The following is a 15,466-nucleotide window of genomic DNA, read 5'->3' on the forward strand; positions in this document are numbered from 1 at the left end:
TGAAACCGGATAGTCCTGCAAAGAGATTATCCAAAGAGACTATATTTTTAATATAGTTTCGTGTAAAATAATTATCGATGATATGGGCATGTGGTGTACCTTGTGTACATCATATACCTATCAGACAAATAAAAAATATATTGTATTTTTAGGAGGACATTTTAAAATGGCAAAAGAAAAATTTGACCGTTCTAAACCACACGTTAACATTGGTACTATCGGACACGTTGACCATGGTAAAACTACATTAACAGCTGCAATCACAACTGTACTATCTAAGAAAAACGGCGGCCAAGCTATGGCTTACGATCAAATCGATGGTGCTCCAGAAGAACGCGAACGCGGAATCACAATCTCAACAGCTCACGTTGAGTATGAAACAGATACACGCCACTACGCTCACGTTGACTGCCCAGGACACGCGGATTACGTTAAAAACATGATCACTGGTGCTGCTCAAATGGACGGAGCTATCTTGGTAGTTTCTGCTGCTGACGGCCCAATGCCTCAAACTCGTGAACACATCCTATTGTCTCGTCAAGTTGGTGTTCCTTACATCGTTGTATTCTTGAACAAAGTAGACATGGTTGATGACGAAGAATTACTAGAATTAGTTGAAATGGAAGTTCGTGACCTATTAACAGAATACGAATTCCCTGGTGACGATGTTCCTGTAGTTGCTGGATCAGCTTTGAAAGCTCTAGAAGGCGACGCTTCATACGAAGAAAAAATTCTTGAATTAATGGCTGCAGTTGACGAATACATCCCAACTCCAGAACGTGACAACGACAAACCATTCATGATGCCAGTTGAAGACGTGTTCTCAATTACTGGACGTGGTACTGTTGCTACAGGTCGTGTTGAACGTGGACAAGTTCGCGTTGGTGACGAAGTTGAAGTTGTTGGTATTGCTGAAGAAACTTCAAAAACAACAGTTACTGGTGTTGAAATGTTCCGTAAATTGTTAGACTACGCTGAAGCTGGAGACAACATTGGTGCTTTACTACGTGGTGTTGCACGTGAAGACATCCAACGTGGACAAGTTTTAGCTAAACCAGGTACAATCACACCTCATACAAAATTCTCTGCAGAAGTATACGTGTTGACAAAAGAAGAAGGTGGACGTCATACTCCATTCTTCACTAACTACCGTCCACAATTCTACTTCCGTACAACTGACGTAACAGGTGTTGTTGAATTACCAGAAGGAACTGAAATGGTTATGCCTGGCGACAACGTAACAATGGAAGTTGAATTAATCCACCCAATCGCTATCGAAAACGGTACTAAATTCTCAATCCGTGAAGGCGGACGTACAGTTGGTGCCGGTGTCGTTACAGAAATCAAAGCTTAATTCACTTAAGTTTTAAAGTAAAGCAACATTTATTCGGACGTAATCGCTCGGAACGAAGGTCTTAGGATCTTTGTTCCGAGCTTTTTTATTTATTGCAGGATCAGGAAAAAAGACAGGAGTATTATAAATAGAAGAAACACGAAATAAAAGAGTCAGTATTTTCTAAATGAAACTTTATGAAAACAAAATGTTTTTTACAAGAAAAAGCCTTGCTTTGTGAGTTTATATATATTATAATGACAAAGGTGCGTTTACTTTAGTGAATTGCACAGACGTAATCAGAATGATTTCGTCGGCTAAGAAACGAGAGGTTGCGACACGCCCGGACGCTTTGCCACGAACGAGCGTGACGGAAATTTTCGTGGAGCTATGTCTACTTTTCAAAATAGGCGAAGGAGGGAACAAGATGGCAAAACAAAAAATTCGTATCCGTTTAAAAGCGTATGAACACCGTATTTTAGATCAATCAGCGGATAAAATCGTGGAAACTGCAAAAAGAACTGGAGCTAGCGTGTCTGGTCCAATTCCATTACCAACTGAACGCAGTCTTTACACAATCATCCGTGCGACTCATAAATACAAAGATTCACGCGAACAATTCGAAATGCGTACACACAAACGTCTTATCGACATTGTGAACCCAACACCAAAAACTGTTGATGCTTTGATGAAGCTAGACTTACCATCTGGTGTAAACATCGAAATCAAATTATAAAACTAAAACAAAAATAATGGAGGTGTACTCATGACCAAAGGAATCTTAGGGAAAAAAGTGGGAATGACACAAATCTTCACTGAATCTGGTGAATTAATTCCAGTAACTGTTGTAGAAGCTACTCCAAACGTAGTACTACAAGTGAAAACAATGGAAACGGATGGCTACGAAGCTATTCAAGTTGGTTACCAAGATATGCGTGAAGTTTTATCAAACAAACCTGCGAAAGGTCATGTTGCAAAAGCAAACACGGCTCCTAAGCGCTTCATTCGTGAATTCAAAAATGTTGAGCTAGGAGAATATGAAGTAGGAAAAGAAATTACAGTAGATGTTTTCCAAGCAGGAGACATTATTGATGTAACAGGTACTACGAAAGGTAAAGGATTCCAAGGGGTTATCAAACGCCACGGACAAAGCCGCGGACCAATGGCTCACGGTTCTCGTTACCATCGTCGTCCTGGGTCAATGGGTCCAGTTGCACCTAACCGTGTATTTAAAAACAAACGTCTTGCTGGCCGTATGGGTGGCAACCGCGTAACTATCCAAAACTTGGAAGTTGTACGTGTCGATGCAGAAAGAAATGTTATCTTGATCAAAGGTAATGTTCCTGGAGCTAAAAAATCTTTAATTACTATCAAATCAGCTGTGAAAGCTAAATAATTGTAGGAAGAAAGGAGGAACTAAGGAATGCCGAATGTAGCATTATTCAAACAAGATGGAAGCCAAAACGGTGAAATCACACTTAACGAAGAAATCTTCGGAATTGAACCTAATGAAAGTGTTGTTTACGATGCAATCGTAATGCAACGTGCGTCATTAAGACAAGGAACACACGCGGTTAAAAACCGTAGCGCTGTTCGCGGCGGCGGACGTAAACCATGGCGTCAAAAAGGAACAGGTCGTGCACGTCAAGGATCTATCCGCTCACCACAATGGCGTGGAGGTGGCGTAGTCTTTGGACCAACACCACGTTCTTACAGCTACAAACTTCCTAAAAAAGTTCGTCGTTTAGCAATGAAATCTGTATTGTCAGAAAAAGTTGCTGAAAACAACTTGGTAGCAATCGAAGGCTTGAACTTCGACGCACCAAAAACAAAAGAATTCAAACAAGTTCTTGCTAACTTATCTATCGACTCTAAAGTATTGGTTGTTCTAGAAAAAGGTAACGACTTTGCTGCTTTATCAGCACGTAACTTACCAAACGTTTCTGTAGTAACTTCTGATAATGTGAGTGTGCTAGACGTTGTATCAAATACAAAAGTGTTAGCAACACAAACTGCTCTTACTCAAATTGAGGAGGTGCTTGCATAATGAACTTACTAGACGTAATCAAACGCCCAGTGATCACTGAAAAATCAATGCTTGCCATGGATGACAAGAAATACACTTTTGAAGTGGACACTCGCGCAAACAAAACTTTAGTAAAACAAGCGGTAGAAGCTGCTTTTGACGTTAAAGTCAAAAACGTGAACATCGTGAACGTACGTGCGAAATTCAAACGTATGGGCAAATATGCAGGATATACAAAAAAACGTCGCAAAGCGATCGTTACATTGACTGAAGATTCAAAAGAAATCCAATTATTCGAAGCTGCTGAATAAGCACTAATAGATAACTCATTAAATTAGGAGGGAAAAACGTGGCGATTAAAAAGTACAAACCTACCTCAAATGGTCGTCGTAACATGACAGGTTCTGATTTTGCTGAAATCACAACATCAACACCTGAAAAATCATTGTTACAACCATTGAAAAACCATGCTGGACGTAACAACAACGGCCGCATCACTGTACGTCATCAAGGTGGCGGACACAAACGCCAATATCGCGTGATCGACTTCAAACGTAACAAAGATAACGTTGTTGCAACTGTTCAAACGATCGAATATGATCCAAACCGTTCAGCTAACATCGCGTTAGTACACTATGAAGATGGAGTGAAAGCTTACATCTTAGCACCTAAAGGACTAGAAGTGGGTATGAAACTTGTTTCAGGTCCAGAAGCAGATATCAAAGTCGGAAATGCTCTTCCATTAGAAAACATTCCAGTTGGTACTGTTATCCACAACATTGAAATGAAACCTGGTAAAGGTGGACAATTGATCCGTTCTGCTGGTACAAGTGCTCAAGTACTTGGTAAAGAAGGCAAATACGTATTGATCCGCTTGAACTCTGGTGAAGTTCGTATGATCTTAGCTGCATGCCGTGCTACAATCGGTTCTGTAGGTAACGAACAACACGAATTAATCAACATCGGTAAAGCTGGACGCTCTCGTTGGATGCGTAAACGCCCAACTGTACGTGGTAGCGTAATGAACCCTAATGATCACCCACACGGTGGTGGTGAAGGTAAAGCTCCTATCGGACGTAAAGCACCAGTTTCTCCTTGGGGTCAACCAGCTCTTGGTTACAAAACTCGTAACAAAAAAGCTAAATCAGACAAACTTATTGTTCGTCGTCGCAAAAATAAATAATTACTTTGACCATGTGTCGCACATTTTGAGAGGAGGTTCACCATGGGTCGTAGTTTAAAGAAAGGACCTTTTGTCGATGAGCATTTAATGAAAAAAGTTGAAGCTCAAGCAGGGGTTGAAAAGAAAAAAGTTATCAAAACTTGGTCACGCCGTTCAACAGTTTTCCCAAGTTTTGTTGGATATACCATCGCAGTTTATGATGGACGTAAACATGTACCAGTTTACATCCAAGAAGACATGGTAGGACACAAATTAGGTGAATTTGCACCTACAAGAACTTATCGTGGACATGCTGCTGACGATAAGAAAACGAAACGCTAATTTGAGGGGAGGATAAATCCAAATGGCAGAACAAATCACATCAGCTAAAGCAACTGCAAAAACAGTTCGCACTTCACCTCGAAAAGCCCGTTTAGTAATTGACCTTATCAGAGGTAAAAGTGTCGCAGATGCAATTTCAATCTTGAAATTCACACCAAACAAATCTGCTGGAATCATTGAAAAAGTATTGATGTCAGCAGTTGCGAATGCAGAAAATAACTTTGACTTAGATGTTGAAAACTTGGTAGTAAGCGAAGCTTTTGTTAACGAAGGACCTACAATGAAACGTTTCCGTCCTCGTGCAAAAGGATCAGCTTCTCCAATCAACAAACGTACAAGTCATATCACGGTAGTCGTATCAGAAAAATAAGGAGGGATAATCAGTGGGTCAAAAAGTACATCCAATTGGAATGCGTGTAGGCATCATCCGCGACTGGGATGCTAAATGGTATGCTGAAAAAGAGTATGCTGAGTTCTTACACGAAGATTTAAGAATCCGTAAATTTATTTCAACTAAACTTGCTGATGCTGCTGTATCAACAGTTGAAATCGAACGCGCAACAGGTCGCGTAAACATTTCAATTCACACAGCTAAACCAGGTATGGTTATTGGTAAAGGCGGTTCTGAAGTCGAAAGCCTAAGAAAAGAATTAAACAAATTAACTGGTAAAAGAATCCATATCAATATCGTGGAAATCAAAAAACCAGATCTAGATGCAAAATTAGTAGGTGAAGGAATCGCACGTCAATTAGAAAACCGTGTTGCTTTCCGTCGCGCTCAAAAACAAGCCATCCAACGCTCAATGCGTGCTGGCGCTCAAGGGATCAAAACTCAAGTATCTGGTCGTCTAAACGGAGCAGATATCGCTCGTTCAGAAGGATACTCAGAAGGAACTGTTCCTCTTCATACTTTACGTGCGGACATTGATTACGCATGGGAAGAAGCAGATACAACATACGGAAAACTAGGAGTTAAAGTGTGGATCTATCGTGGAGAAATTCTTCCAACTAAAAAAAACACTGAGAAAGGAGGGAAATAATCATGTTAGTACCTAAACGTGTAAAACACCGTCGTGAATTCCGCGGAAAAATGCGCGGGGAAGCTAAAGGCGGAAAAGAAGTAGCATTCGGTGAATACGGTTTGCAAGCTGTTGATTCACATTGGATCACAAACCGCCAAATCGAAGCTGCTCGTATCGCAATGACTCGTTACATGAAACGTGGTGGGAAAGTATGGATTAAAATTTTCCCTCACAAATCTTATACTGCCAAAGCAATTGGGGTACGTATGGGTTCTGGTAAAGGGGCACCTGAAGGATGGGTTGCACCAGTAAAACGTGGTAAAATCATGTTTGAAATCGCAGGCGTTCCTGAAGAAGTAGCTCGTGAAGCGTTACGTCTAGCTTCTCACAAATTACCAATGAAAACTAAGATCGTAAAACGTGAGGAAATGGGTGGTGAATCGAATGAAGGTTAAAGAAATCAGAGAATTAACCACTGCCGAAATGCTTGATCAAGAAAAACAATTAAAAGAAGAATTGTTTAATCTTAGATTCCAATTAGCAACAGGTCAATTAGAAAACACTGCACGTATTAAAGAAGTACGTAAATCGATTGCACGCATCAAAACTGTGTTGCGTGAACAAGCTAAGTAATTATGGAAGGAGGCCATTAAGCGTATGACTGAAGGAAGAAATCAACGCAAAGTTTATCAAGGTCGCGTGGTTTCAGACAAAATGGATAAAACAATTACCGTTGCTGTCGAAACAAAGAAAAACCACCCTATCTATGGCAAACGCATGAACTATTCTAAGAAATACAAAGTGCATGATGAAAACAACACAGCAAAAGTTGGCGACATCGTGAGAATTATGGAAACTCGTCCATTATCAGCTACAAAACGTTTCCGTTTGTTGGAAGTAGTCGAAGAAGCAGTTATTATCTAATAACACGAGATTTTCCTATATAGATTGAATGCAAAATCTGAAAGGAGGATACACAACGTGATCCAAGCAGAAAGTCGTTTAAAAGTCGCTGATAACTCAGGCGCACGTGAAATTTTGACGATCAAAGTCCTTGGTGGATCTGGTCGTAAAACTGCTAACATCGGTGATGTGATCGTTGCTACGGTTAAACAAGCAACGCCAGGTGGGGTTGTCAAAAAAGGTGACGTCGTTAAAGCCGTTATCGTTCGAACAAAATCAGGAGCTCGTCGTACAGACGGTTCATATATTAAATTTGATGAAAATGCTGCAGTGATTATTCGTGATGATAAAAGCCCTCGTGGAACACGTATCTTTGGGCCAGTTGCACGTGAACTACGTGAAAACAACTTCATGAAGATCGTTTCACTAGCACCAGAAGTTTTATAATCTTGAGACACTTATCAAAGGAGGTGCGAAACAGTTATGTTTGTTAAAAAAGGCGATAAAGTTAAAGTTATCACTGGAAAAGACAAAAACAAAGAAGGCGTTGTACTAGCAGCGTTCCCGAAAAAAGATAAAGTTATTGTCGAAGGTGTAAATGTCGTTAAAAAACACCAAAAACCTTCTCAAGCTGCTCCTCAAGGTGGAATTGTTGAGATGGAAGCGCCAATTCATGTTTCTAACGTGATGGTGGTTGACTCTACTGGTGTAGCTGGCCGAGTTGGCTACAAAGAAGTAGACGGCAAAAAAGTCCGTGTTTCTAAAAAAACCGGTGAAGTTTTAGATAAATAAAAGTTTAAGGAAGGAGGGTCTTACTGAATGAACCGCCTAAAAGAAAAATATCTTAAAGAAGTAACTCCATCATTGATGGAAAAATTTAACTATAGCTCTGTTATGCAAACACCTAAAGTTGAAAAAATCGTCATCAACATGGGTGTTGGTGATGCGGTATCAAACGCTAAAAACTTAGATAAAGCAGTTGAAGAATTAACTTTGATCACTGGTCAAAAACCAATGATTACAAAAGCTAAAAAATCAATCGCTGGATTCCGTTTACGTGAAGGAATGCCAATTGGTGCAAAAGTTACATTGCGCGGAGAAAGAATGTACGAATTCTTAGACAAATTGGTTTCTGTTTCACTACCACGTGTACGTGACTTCCATGGTGTAAGTAAAAAAGCCTTTGACGGTCGTGGAAACTATACTTTAGGTATTAAAGAACAATTGATCTTCCCAGAAGTAGATTATGATTTAGTAGATAAAGTACGTGGTATGGACATCGTTATTGTAACAACAGCAAACTCTGATGAAGAATCTCGTGAGTTGTTGACACAATTAGGCATGCCATTCCAAAAATAATTAAAGGAGGCGAACTACGTGGCTAAAAAATCAATGATTGCTAAAAACAAACGTCCTGCAAAATTTTCAACACAAGCTTATACTCGTTGCGAACGTTGCGGACGTCCACATTCAGTTTATCGTAAGTTCCATCTTTGCCGTATTTGCTTCCGCGAACTTGCCTATAAAGGTCAAATTCCCGGCGTGAAGAAAGCTAGCTGGTAAAAAGTAAATTCGCATAAGAAGGAGGTAAAAGATCAATGGTCATGACAGATCCAATTGCAGATTTTCTAACTCGTATCCGTAACGCAAACATGGTTAAACATGAGTCTTTAGAAGTACCTGCATCAAAAATTAAACGTGACATCGCTGAAATCTTGAAACGTGAAGGTTTCGTTCGTGATGTTGAATACATCGAAGATGACAAACAAGGCGTGATCCGTGTTTTCCTAAAATTTGGTAAAAACGGCGAACGTGTTATCACAAACTTAAAACGTATCTCTAAACCAGGTTTGCGTGCTTATGTCAAAGCTGACGAAGTACCAAAAGTATTGAACGGTTTAGGTATCGCAATCATTTCGACTTCTGAAGGTGTTGTCACTGATAAAGAAGCTCGTGAAAAAAATATCGGCGGCGAAGTTATCGCTTACGTATGGTAATCAAGTAGAATCTACAAGGAGGTGTCTTTAAGTGAGCCGTATCGGAAATAAAGTCGTTGTTATCCCTGAAGGAGTAACAGTTACTCAAGACGGAAACAACGTTACAGTTAAAGGACCAAAAGGTGAATTGACTCGTACTTTTTCAGCAGATATCAAAATGAATATCGAAGGAAACGAAGTAACTTTCACTCGTCCAAACGACAGTAAAGAAATGAAAACAATTCATGGAACAACTCGTGCGAACTTCAACAACATGGTTGTAGGTGTCAGCGAAGGTTTCCAAAAAGCGTTAGAACTAATCGGGGTTGGGTACCGTGCACAATTACAAGGATCAAAACTTGTATTGAACGTTGGTTACTCACATCCAGTAGAAATCACACCACCAGCTGGAGTAACTGTTGAAGTACCAGCTAACACACAAGTAATTGTTAAAGGTGCGAACAAAGAAGAAGTTGGCGAATTAGCTGCAAACATTCGTGGAACTCGTCCTCCAGAACCTTATAAAGGTAAAGGTATTCGTTATGTTGGCGAATATGTACGCCGTAAAGAAGGTAAAACTGGTAAATAATCGTTTAGAAAAATTGCATAGAAGCCAGCAGCAGGAAAAAGGCATTTGGCTGAAGTTTACCTTCAAAAAAATACATTTTTACTTGTGCCGCAGCTTCTATTTTTCGAAACGTATTTACTGCTTGAAATAGTAGTACAATAAAAATAAAGAGGTGACAATTGTGATTACAAAACCAGATAAGAACAAAACACGTCAAAAGAGACATCGTCGTGTACGTAACAATATCTCTGGTACTGCTGAGCGCCCACGCTTGAACGTTTTTCGTTCTAACAAAAACATCTACGCTCAAATTATTGATGACGTAGCGGGTGTAACGCTAGCAAGTGCCTCTACCTTGGATAAAGAAATTTCAGGTGGAACAAAAACAGAAGCAGCACAAGCTGTCGGTAAACTAGTTGCTGAACGTGCAGCTGAAAAAGGCATTAAAGTAGTAGTCTTTGACCGTGGTGGATACCTTTACCATGGCCGTGTGCAAGCTTTAGCTGAAGCTGCTCGCGAAAATGGACTAGAATTTTAGAAGAAGGAGGAATACCATTCATGGTTTATATCGATCCAAAACATTTGGAATTAGAAGACCGCGTTGTTGCAATTAACCGTGTAACAAAAGTTGTTAAAGGTGGACGTCGTCTACGTTTTGCTGCTTTAGTTGTTGTCGGTGACAAAAACGGACACGTAGGATTTGGTACAGGTAAAGCTCAAGAAGTTCCTGAAGCAATCCGTAAAGCAATTGAAGATGCGAAGAAAAACTTAGTTGAAGTACCTATGGTTGGTTCAACAATCCCACACGAAGTAATCGGTGCTTTTAGTGGTGGTAGAATCCTAATGAAACCTGCTGTAGAAGGTTCTGGGGTTGCTGCTGGTGGACCAGTTCGTGCCGTATTAGAATTAGCTGGGGTAGCAGATATCACTTCTAAATCTTTAGGCTCAAATACACCAATCAACGTTGTTCGCGCAACAGTTGAAGGTTTGAAACAATTGAAACGTGCAGAAGAAGTTGCAGAACTTCGCGGCAAATCAGTTGAAGAATTAATCGGATAAGGAGGACAACAATAATGGCTGAATTAAAAGTTACTTTAAAACGCAGTATTATCGGACGTCCTCAAAACCAACGCGATACAGTTAAAGCGTTAGGTCTTACAAAGATTAACAGTTCAGTGGTTAAGCCTTCTAATGAAGCAATTAAAGGCATGATCAATACTGTTTCTCACCTAGTGGACGTTGAAGAAATTTAATTTAGAAAAATCATAACTAGAACATTAAGGAGGTGCCAAACCTATGAAACTTCATGAATTAAAACCTGCTGAAGGTTCACGCCAAGTACGTAACCGTGTTGGTCGTGGTACTTCATCTGGTAACGGAAAAACTGCCGGACGCGGACAAAAAGGACAAAAAGCTCGTTCAGGCGGCGGTGTGCGTTTAGGATTTGAAGGGGGACAAACACCATTGTTCCGTCGTTTACCAAAACGAGGATTCACAAACGTGAACCGTAAAGACTATGCAGTCATTAATCTTGATGTATTGAACCGCTTTGAAGACGGAGCTGAAGTAACTCCTGTTGCTTTAGTTGAAGCTGGAATCGTGAAAAACGAAAAAGCTGGAATCAAAGTATTAGCTAATGGGGAACTAAACAAGAAATTAACTGTGAAAGCAGCAAAATTCTCTAAAGCAGCTCAAGAAGCAATTGAAGCGGCTGGTGGATCAATCGAGGTGATCTAATGTTTAGACTATTAAAAGATGCTTTTAAAGTAAAAGACATTAGATCGAAAATCCTATTTACTGTATTTGTGTTGTTTGTATTTCGCCTAGGTGCACATATTACTGTACCAGGCGTAAATGCTGCTTCATTGCAAAACCTTTCTTCTTTGCCATTTTTCAACATGTTGAACTTGGTAAGTGGTAGTGCGATGCAAAACTTTTCCATTTTCTCAATGGGGGTTTCACCATACATTACTGCTTCTATCGTCATTCAGCTTCTTCAAATGGACATCGTGCCTCGATTTGTTGAATGGTCGAAACAAGGGGAAGTTGGTCGTAAAAAACTGAATCAAGCGACTCGATATCTGACATTAGTATTGGCATTTATCCAATCTGTCGGTATCACTGCTGGATTCAATCAATACGCTCAATTAGGTTTCGTGAATAATCCTAACGTAGCAACTTACGTAACGATCGGTTTGATTCTAACAGCCGGTACGATGTTTGTTACTTGGCTAGGAGAACAGATCACAGAAAAAGGTATCGGAAATGGCGTATCAATGATCATTTTTGCAGGTATCATTTCTAGATTGCCTGAAAGTATCAGAGAAATTTATGAAGATTACTTTATAAATATTGATCCTTCAGACATATGGAAATCTGCTATTTTTGTGGCCATTTTACTAGTAGCGGTCTTGTTGATCGTGACATTCGTAACATTTTTCCAACAAGCTGAACGCAAGATCCCGATCCAATATACGAAACGCGTAGCTGGCGCGCCTACAAGCAGCTATCTGCCGTTGAAAGTAAATGCAGCTGGAGTTATTCCAGTTATCTTTGCTAGTTCGTTTATTGCTACGCCAAATGCTGTTTTACAAGCATTGAGCGGTAGATTCGGTTCTGAAAACTGGTACAAAGTGATGATGGAGATCTTTAACTATAATACAGCACCTGGTGCTACGATTTATACGATTCTGATCGTTGCCTTCACTTTCTTCTACGCCTTTGTTCAAGTAAACCCTGAGAAATTAGCGGAAAACTTGCAAAAGCAAGGAAGTTATATACCAAGCGTACGCCCTGGTAAGGGGACTGAAGAGTATGTCTCAAGATTACTGATGCGTTTAAGTACAGTTGGTGCAGTCTTCCTTGGTTTAGTGGCATTGCTTCCAATCATTGCTCAAATGGTTTGGGATCTTCCACAATCAATCGGATTAGGCGGTACAAGCTTACTGATCGTTATCGGTGTAGCTTTAGAAACTGCGAAACAGTTAGAAGGCTTAATGCTGAAACGTAAATATGTTGGATTCATTGAGTAAGAAAGCGTGTTGAGGTTTCCCCTCAACACACGTTCTCACACATTTATTAGGAGGGAAAACAATGAACCTCATTTTAATGGGGCTGCCAGGCGCAGGTAAAGGAACACAAGCTGAAAAAATCATTGATGCTTATGGTATTCCGCACATCTCAACAGGAGATATGTTCCGCGCAGCGATGCAAAACGAAACAGCTCTTGGCCTGGAAGCAAAGTCTTATATGGATAAAGGTGCATTAGTTCCTGATGAAGTAACAAATGGAATCGTGAAAGAGCGACTAGCTGAACCAGATACAGAGAAAGGCTTCTTATTAGATGGCTTTCCACGTACGCTAGATCAAGCAAAAGCTCTGGACGCAATGCTAAAAGATTTGAATAAAAAAATTGATGCTGTCATCGATATCCATGTTGGTGAAGAAATCTTGGTCGAACGTCTAGCCGGCCGATTTATCTGCAGCAATTGTGGAGCAACTTACCATAAAATTTTCAACCCTACAAAAGTTGAAGACACATGTGATCGTTGCGGTGGGCATGAATTCTATCAAAGAGAAGATGATAAACCTGAGACGGTTAAAAATCGTCTGGCTATCAACATCAAAAATAGTGAACCAATCTTGGCTTATTATAAAGAACAAGGTTTGCTAAACACTATTGATGGTGCTCGTGAAATCGATGCTGTATTTGCAGATGTACAAAAAATCATTGAAAAATAGCACGATTGCCCGTAGCCGACTTGCATTATGCAGTTACTCTTGTCAAGTTCAATAAATTATGATAGAATATGTCAGTCCGACTTCTAGAGAATCCTCTAGATGATCCATTTTGAGAATTTTGAGGTGGGAACTGCAGTTTCCGCCATTTTATCGTGTGAAAATGCGAAACAAGTACAAGGAGGTACTGTGCGTGGCAAAAGAAGATATGATTGAAGTCGAAGGTACAGTCGTCGAAACTTTGCCGAATGCAATGTTTAAAGTTGAACTAGAAAACGGACACCAAGTTCTTGCTACTGTTTCAGGTAAAATTCGTATGCATTACATCCGTATCTTACCTGGTGACAAAGTAACGGTTGAATTGTCTCCATACGATCTTAACCGTGGCCGTATTACTTATCGCTTTAAATAATTGTACTCCGTAAAACTACAGGAGGTATTATCATGAAAGTAAGACCATCAGTAAAACCAATGTGCGAACATTGTAAAGTAATTCGTCGTAAAGGACGCGTTATGGTGATTTGCCCAGCAAATCCAAAACATAAACAACGTCAAGGATAATTGGAGGTGCTATAAATATGGCTCGTATTGCAGGAGTAGATATTCCTCGTGATAAACGTGTAGTAGTTTCACTTACTTATATCTATGGTATTGGTAACACTACTGCTAAAAAGATCTTAGCTGATGCTGGTGTATCTGAAGATGTTCGCGTTCGTGAATTAACGAATGAACAAACAGATGCTATCCGTGCAGAAGTAGATAAATTAAAAGTTGAAGGGGATCTTCGTCGTGAAGTGAACTTGAACATCAAACGTTTGATGGAAATCGGTTCTTACCGTGGAATCCGTCATCGCCGTGGATTGCCTGTTCGTGGACAAAACACGAAAAACAATGCACGTACTCGTAAAGGCCCAGCTCGCGCTATCGCTGGCAAGAAAAAATAATTCTTAAGTGAAGGAGGTTAAAACTTCATGGCAGCAAAAAAAGTGAATCGTAAACGCCGTGTGAAGAAGAATATAGAAGCAGGTATTGCACATATCCATTCTACATTCAATAACACTATCATCATGATCACTGATACTCACGGAAATGCATTAGCGTGGTCATCAGCTGGTTCATTAGGTTTCAAAGGAAGCAAAAAATCAACTCCTTTTGCCGCTCAAATGGCAGCAGAAACTGCTACAAAAGCAGCAATGGAACACGGATTAAAGACTGTTGAAGTAACAGTTAAAGGACCTGGTTCTGGACGTGAAGCAGCAATTCGTTCATTACAAGCTACAGGTTTAGAAGTGACTGCAATTCGTGACGTGACTCCAGTTCCTCATAATGGTGCCCGCCCTCCAAAACGCCGTCGTGTTTAATGAGTGCCGCTCATTTTGAGTTTTATCAGTAACGTCATTGAACAAGACACTTTTCGTTTTGAAAGGGGTAAAGATAAGAATGATTGAGTTCGAAAAACCAAGAATCGCAAAAATTGATGAAGAAAAAGATTATGGCAAGTTCATCGTTGAACCTCTTGAAAGAGGGTATGGGACTACTTTAGGGAATTCCCTACGTCGTATTTTATTATCTTCTTTGCCAGGTGCTGCCATCACTAATATTCAAATCGATGGTGTACTGCATGAATTCTCTACCATCAAAGGTGTTAGAGAAGACGTCACTCAAATCATCTTGAACATTAAAGGCTTAGCGCTGAAAATGTATGGCCAAGAAGAAAAAACCCTTGAAATCGATATTACCGGACCTGCTACAGTAACTGCTGGCGATATTATCGTTGATAGTGATGTAGAAATTCTTAACAAAGATATGTACATCTGTAGTGTCTCTGAAGGAGCTACGTTCCATGCTCGCTTAACAGTGAAACCTGGACGTGGTTATGTTCAAGCAGATGAAAATAAAAAAGAAGATATGCCAATTGGCGTTCTTCCAGTCGATTCAATCTACACACCTGTTCGTCGTGTGAACTATCAAGTTGAGAACACACGTGTTGGACACCGTGAAGATTTTGATAAATTGACGATGGAGATTTGGACAGATGGTTCAATTGAACCGTTGGAAGCAATGAGTTTGTCTGCGAAAATCATGACTGAACATTTGGATATTTTTGTGAACTTAACTGATGAAGCAAAAAATGCTGAAATCATGGTCGAAAAAGAAGAAACACAAAAAGAAAAAATGTTGGAAATGACGATCGAAGAGTTAGACTTGTCTGTTCGCTCTTACAATTGTTTGAAACGTGCAGGAATCAATACTGTACAAGAACTTACAAATAAATCTGAGCCTGAAATGATCAAAGTCCGTAACTTAGGACGTAAATCATTAGAAGAAGTTAAAGCAAAATTGCACGACTTAGGTTTAGGTTTACGTAAAGAAGATTAAAACCTTTTACGAAGGAG

Annotated in this window: 29 protein-coding genes; all 29 read left to right on the top strand. The window is 39.9% G+C overall.

The annotated features are described in order from the left end of the window. Positions 1-166: 166 nt before the first annotated feature. The 29 genes from tuf to ACIFUW_RS00415 all read left to right on the top strand — a co-directional run bounded on the left by tuf (position 167) and on the right by ACIFUW_RS00415 (position 15,449). The gene (gene tuf / locus ACIFUW_RS00275; RefSeq protein ID WP_002290442.1) at positions 167-1,354 is read left to right on the top strand and encodes an elongation factor Tu; all 1,188 of its coding nucleotides are present in this window, start codon (positions 167-169) and stop codon (positions 1,352-1,354) included. Between the two features lie 406 nt (positions 1,355-1,760). Next, the gene (gene rpsJ, locus ACIFUW_RS00280) at positions 1,761-2,069 is read left to right on the top strand and encodes a 30S ribosomal protein S10 (RefSeq protein ID WP_002290443.1); all 309 of its coding nucleotides are present in this window, start codon (positions 1,761-1,763) and stop codon (positions 2,067-2,069) included. 30 nt (positions 2,070-2,099) lie between these two features. Further along, positions 2,100-2,729 carry a 50S ribosomal protein L3 gene (gene rplC, locus ACIFUW_RS00285; RefSeq protein WP_002290445.1) on the top strand — a complete coding sequence of 210 codons (630 nt, stop codon included), beginning with the start codon at positions 2,100-2,102 and terminating at the stop codon, positions 2,727-2,729. A gap of 27 nt (positions 2,730-2,756) precedes the next feature. Then, the gene (gene rplD, locus ACIFUW_RS00290) at positions 2,757-3,380 is read left to right on the top strand and encodes a 50S ribosomal protein L4 (protein ID WP_002290446.1); all 624 of its coding nucleotides are present in this window, start codon (positions 2,757-2,759) and stop codon (positions 3,378-3,380) included. Further along, positions 3,380-3,670, top strand: a complete 291-nt coding sequence (rplW, locus tag ACIFUW_RS00295; RefSeq protein WP_002290449.1) for a 50S ribosomal protein L23 — start codon at positions 3,380-3,382, stop codon at positions 3,668-3,670. Before rplD ends, rplW begins: the two co-directional genes overlap by 1 nt. A 38-nt stretch (positions 3,671-3,708) precedes the next feature. Then, a complete protein-coding gene (rplB, locus tag ACIFUW_RS00300) occupies positions 3,709-4,542 on the top strand; it encodes a 50S ribosomal protein L2 (RefSeq protein WP_002290451.1) in 834 nt (277 codons plus the stop codon). A 42-nt stretch (positions 4,543-4,584) separates the two neighbouring features. Next, a complete protein-coding gene (rpsS, locus tag ACIFUW_RS00305) occupies positions 4,585-4,863 on the top strand; it encodes a 30S ribosomal protein S19 (RefSeq protein WP_002288655.1) in 279 nt (92 codons plus the stop codon). 22 nt (positions 4,864-4,885) lie between these two features. Next, a complete protein-coding gene (gene rplV / locus ACIFUW_RS00310) occupies positions 4,886-5,233 on the top strand; it encodes a 50S ribosomal protein L22 (RefSeq protein WP_002288657.1) in 348 nt (115 codons plus the stop codon). 13 nt (positions 5,234-5,246) lie between these two features. Beyond that, entirely contained in the window at positions 5,247-5,903 is a 657-nt protein-coding gene (rpsC, locus tag ACIFUW_RS00315) for a 30S ribosomal protein S3 (RefSeq protein ID WP_002288659.1), read from the top strand. A gap of 2 nt (positions 5,904-5,905) precedes the next feature. Next, entirely contained in the window at positions 5,906-6,340 is a 435-nt protein-coding gene (gene rplP, locus ACIFUW_RS00320) for a 50S ribosomal protein L16 (protein WP_002288661.1), read from the top strand. After that, positions 6,330-6,518 (top strand): 50S ribosomal protein L29, encoded by a 189-nt coding sequence (rpmC, locus tag ACIFUW_RS00325; protein ID WP_002288664.1) that lies wholly within the window; start codon positions 6,330-6,332, stop codon positions 6,516-6,518. The genes rplP and rpmC overlap by 11 nt, the downstream gene beginning before the upstream one ends. Before the next feature lie 24 nt (positions 6,519-6,542). After that, positions 6,543-6,809, top strand: coding sequence for a 30S ribosomal protein S17 (gene rpsQ / locus ACIFUW_RS00330; RefSeq protein WP_002288668.1), 267 nt, complete (start codon positions 6,543-6,545; stop codon positions 6,807-6,809). 57 nt (positions 6,810-6,866) lie between these two features. Next, positions 6,867-7,235 (top strand): 50S ribosomal protein L14, encoded by a 369-nt coding sequence (gene rplN / locus ACIFUW_RS00335; protein ID WP_002288669.1) that lies wholly within the window; start codon positions 6,867-6,869, stop codon positions 7,233-7,235. A gap of 36 nt (positions 7,236-7,271) precedes the next feature. Further along, positions 7,272-7,580, top strand: a complete 309-nt coding sequence (rplX, locus tag ACIFUW_RS00340; protein WP_002288670.1) for a 50S ribosomal protein L24 — start codon at positions 7,272-7,274, stop codon at positions 7,578-7,580. 27 nt (positions 7,581-7,607) lie between these two features. After that, the gene (gene rplE, locus ACIFUW_RS00345; RefSeq protein ID WP_002288671.1) at positions 7,608-8,147 is read left to right on the top strand and encodes a 50S ribosomal protein L5; all 540 of its coding nucleotides are present in this window, start codon (positions 7,608-7,610) and stop codon (positions 8,145-8,147) included. An 18-nt stretch (positions 8,148-8,165) separates the two neighbouring features. Further along, the gene (locus ACIFUW_RS00350) at positions 8,166-8,351 is read left to right on the top strand and encodes a type Z 30S ribosomal protein S14 (protein WP_002288673.1); all 186 of its coding nucleotides are present in this window, start codon (positions 8,166-8,168) and stop codon (positions 8,349-8,351) included. 35 nt (positions 8,352-8,386) lie between these two features. After that, positions 8,387-8,785, top strand: coding sequence for a 30S ribosomal protein S8 (gene rpsH, locus ACIFUW_RS00355; RefSeq protein WP_002288675.1), 399 nt, complete (start codon positions 8,387-8,389; stop codon positions 8,783-8,785). Positions 8,786-8,816: 31 nt separating this feature from the next. Further along, positions 8,817-9,353 (top strand): 50S ribosomal protein L6, encoded by a 537-nt coding sequence (gene rplF / locus ACIFUW_RS00360; RefSeq protein ID WP_002288677.1) that lies wholly within the window; start codon positions 8,817-8,819, stop codon positions 9,351-9,353. A gap of 160 nt (positions 9,354-9,513) precedes the next feature. Further along, positions 9,514-9,870 carry a 50S ribosomal protein L18 gene (rplR, locus tag ACIFUW_RS00365; protein WP_002288679.1) on the top strand — a complete coding sequence of 119 codons (357 nt, stop codon included), beginning with the start codon at positions 9,514-9,516 and terminating at the stop codon, positions 9,868-9,870. A gap of 20 nt (positions 9,871-9,890) precedes the next feature. Then, entirely contained in the window at positions 9,891-10,391 is a 501-nt protein-coding gene (gene rpsE, locus ACIFUW_RS00370; RefSeq protein WP_002288681.1) for a 30S ribosomal protein S5, read from the top strand. A 14-nt stretch (positions 10,392-10,405) separates the two neighbouring features. Beyond that, the gene (gene rpmD / locus ACIFUW_RS00375; RefSeq protein ID WP_002288686.1) at positions 10,406-10,585 is read left to right on the top strand and encodes a 50S ribosomal protein L30; all 180 of its coding nucleotides are present in this window, start codon (positions 10,406-10,408) and stop codon (positions 10,583-10,585) included. A gap of 43 nt (positions 10,586-10,628) precedes the next feature. After that, a complete protein-coding gene (rplO, locus tag ACIFUW_RS00380; protein ID WP_002288687.1) occupies positions 10,629-11,069 on the top strand; it encodes a 50S ribosomal protein L15 in 441 nt (146 codons plus the stop codon). After that, entirely contained in the window at positions 11,069-12,364 is a 1,296-nt protein-coding gene (secY, locus tag ACIFUW_RS00385; RefSeq protein WP_002288688.1) for a preprotein translocase subunit SecY, read from the top strand. Before rplO ends, secY begins: the two co-directional genes overlap by 1 nt. A 61-nt stretch (positions 12,365-12,425) precedes the next feature. Continuing rightward, entirely contained in the window at positions 12,426-13,073 is a 648-nt protein-coding gene (locus ACIFUW_RS00390; RefSeq protein ID WP_002288690.1) for an adenylate kinase, read from the top strand. 190 nt (positions 13,074-13,263) lie between these two features. Beyond that, entirely contained in the window at positions 13,264-13,482 is a 219-nt protein-coding gene (gene infA, locus ACIFUW_RS00395; RefSeq protein ID WP_002288695.1) for a translation initiation factor IF-1, read from the top strand. Between the two features lie 32 nt (positions 13,483-13,514). Beyond that, on the top strand, positions 13,515-13,631 hold the full coding sequence (gene rpmJ / locus ACIFUW_RS00400; protein WP_002288710.1) for a 50S ribosomal protein L36: 117 nt from the start codon (positions 13,515-13,517) through the stop codon (positions 13,629-13,631). Between the two features lie 17 nt (positions 13,632-13,648). Beyond that, positions 13,649-14,014, top strand: coding sequence for a 30S ribosomal protein S13 (gene rpsM / locus ACIFUW_RS00405; protein WP_002288713.1), 366 nt, complete (start codon positions 13,649-13,651; stop codon positions 14,012-14,014). 27 nt (positions 14,015-14,041) lie between these two features. Continuing rightward, positions 14,042-14,431, top strand: coding sequence for a 30S ribosomal protein S11 (gene rpsK / locus ACIFUW_RS00410; protein ID WP_002288714.1), 390 nt, complete (start codon positions 14,042-14,044; stop codon positions 14,429-14,431). A gap of 79 nt (positions 14,432-14,510) precedes the next feature. Next, positions 14,511-15,449 carry a DNA-directed RNA polymerase subunit alpha gene (locus ACIFUW_RS00415; protein WP_002288715.1) on the top strand — a complete coding sequence of 313 codons (939 nt, stop codon included), beginning with the start codon at positions 14,511-14,513 and terminating at the stop codon, positions 15,447-15,449. Positions 15,450-15,466: the final 17 nt, after the last annotated feature.

The organism is Enterococcus sp. PLH-Efm8 (assembly GCF_053011625.1).

Coding starts and splice junctions, on each gene's coding strand:
- secY (WP_002288688.1), top strand. CDS start 11,069: ATGTTTAGACTATTAAAAGATGCTTTTAAAGTAAAAGACATTAGATCG.
- rplX (WP_002288670.1), top strand. CDS start 7,272: ATGTTTGTTAAAAAAGGCGATAAAGTTAAAGTTATCACTGGAAAAGAC.
- tuf (WP_002290442.1), top strand. CDS start 167: ATGGCAAAAGAAAAATTTGACCGTTCTAAACCACACGTTAACATTGGT.
- rplW (WP_002290449.1), top strand. CDS start 3,380: ATGAACTTACTAGACGTAATCAAACGCCCAGTGATCACTGAAAAATCA.
- rpsE (WP_002288681.1), top strand. CDS start 9,891: ATGGTTTATATCGATCCAAAACATTTGGAATTAGAAGACCGCGTTGTT.
- rpsH (WP_002288675.1), top strand. CDS start 8,387: ATGGTCATGACAGATCCAATTGCAGATTTTCTAACTCGTATCCGTAAC.
- rplC (WP_002290445.1), top strand. CDS start 2,100: ATGACCAAAGGAATCTTAGGGAAAAAAGTGGGAATGACACAAATCTTC.
- rplE (WP_002288671.1), top strand. CDS start 7,608: ATGAACCGCCTAAAAGAAAAATATCTTAAAGAAGTAACTCCATCATTG.
- rpmD (WP_002288686.1), top strand. CDS start 10,406: ATGGCTGAATTAAAAGTTACTTTAAAACGCAGTATTATCGGACGTCCT.
- rpsJ (WP_002290443.1), top strand. CDS start 1,761: ATGGCAAAACAAAAAATTCGTATCCGTTTAAAAGCGTATGAACACCGT.
- rpmJ (WP_002288710.1), top strand. CDS start 13,515: ATGAAAGTAAGACCATCAGTAAAACCAATGTGCGAACATTGTAAAGTA.
- rpsM (WP_002288713.1), top strand. CDS start 13,649: ATGGCTCGTATTGCAGGAGTAGATATTCCTCGTGATAAACGTGTAGTA.
- rplV (WP_002288657.1), top strand. CDS start 4,886: ATGGCAGAACAAATCACATCAGCTAAAGCAACTGCAAAAACAGTTCGC.
- rplP (WP_002288661.1), top strand. CDS start 5,906: ATGTTAGTACCTAAACGTGTAAAACACCGTCGTGAATTCCGCGGAAAA.
- rpsS (WP_002288655.1), top strand. CDS start 4,585: ATGGGTCGTAGTTTAAAGAAAGGACCTTTTGTCGATGAGCATTTAATG.
- rpmC (WP_002288664.1), top strand. CDS start 6,330: ATGAAGGTTAAAGAAATCAGAGAATTAACCACTGCCGAAATGCTTGAT.
- rpsQ (WP_002288668.1), top strand. CDS start 6,543: ATGACTGAAGGAAGAAATCAACGCAAAGTTTATCAAGGTCGCGTGGTT.
- rplO (WP_002288687.1), top strand. CDS start 10,629: ATGAAACTTCATGAATTAAAACCTGCTGAAGGTTCACGCCAAGTACGT.
- ACIFUW_RS00390 (WP_002288690.1), top strand. CDS start 12,426: ATGAACCTCATTTTAATGGGGCTGCCAGGCGCAGGTAAAGGAACACAA.
- rplD (WP_002290446.1), top strand. CDS start 2,757: ATGCCGAATGTAGCATTATTCAAACAAGATGGAAGCCAAAACGGTGAA.
- ACIFUW_RS00415 (WP_002288715.1), top strand. CDS start 14,511: ATGATTGAGTTCGAAAAACCAAGAATCGCAAAAATTGATGAAGAAAAA.
- rpsK (WP_002288714.1), top strand. CDS start 14,042: ATGGCAGCAAAAAAAGTGAATCGTAAACGCCGTGTGAAGAAGAATATA.